This window comes from Ramlibacter aquaticus (assembly GCF_015159745.1).
GTDB classification, from domain to species: Bacteria; Pseudomonadota; Gammaproteobacteria; order Burkholderiales; family Burkholderiaceae_C; genus Ramlibacter; species Ramlibacter aquaticus.
In genome coordinates, this window is sequence record NZ_JADDOJ010000191.1 from 1 (window position 1) to 450 (window position 450).

The window sequence follows — 450 nt, forward strand, 5'->3', positions numbered from 1 at the left end:
GGTTCACGCTGTCCTGCGCGCTGTCGCGCCCGGCAATCACGATGCGGTTGCCGTTCTGCCGGTTCTCCGGCGCGGCCAACTCGGCGCCCACGCCCAGCAGCGTGGTCAGCGCCGCGCCAGCAAAGACGCGATCCCAATGCCAATCGACGCCATCTTCAAGGCCGGAATATCCGGCCGGGTCAGTGCCAGCCAGGTTGTCGAGCTTCAGCGAAGACGTGTCCGGCAGGATGATGCGGTTCCACACCACCTGCACGCGGCTCTGCCCGTAGCTCACCTGGCTGTTGTACTTGCCCAGGATGCGCGAGCCCTGCGGGATCAGCAGGAACTTGCCCGTCGCCGTGTCGTAGACCGGCTCCGTCACCGTGGCGATCACGTCGCCCGGCAAGTCCGACTTGATACCTGTCACCAGCGCACCCGCGATCACCGTTCCGGCCATTACCTGGTATGGCG

At 66.0% G+C, this 450-nt stretch carries 1 protein-coding gene; it reads right to left on the minus strand.

Translation table 11 applies throughout. The features are described 5' to 3' along the window. Positions 1 to 450 (minus strand): TrbI/VirB10 family protein (locus IM725_RS20085; RefSeq protein WP_193782404.1); only part of this gene is annotated, 450 nt, incomplete at both ends.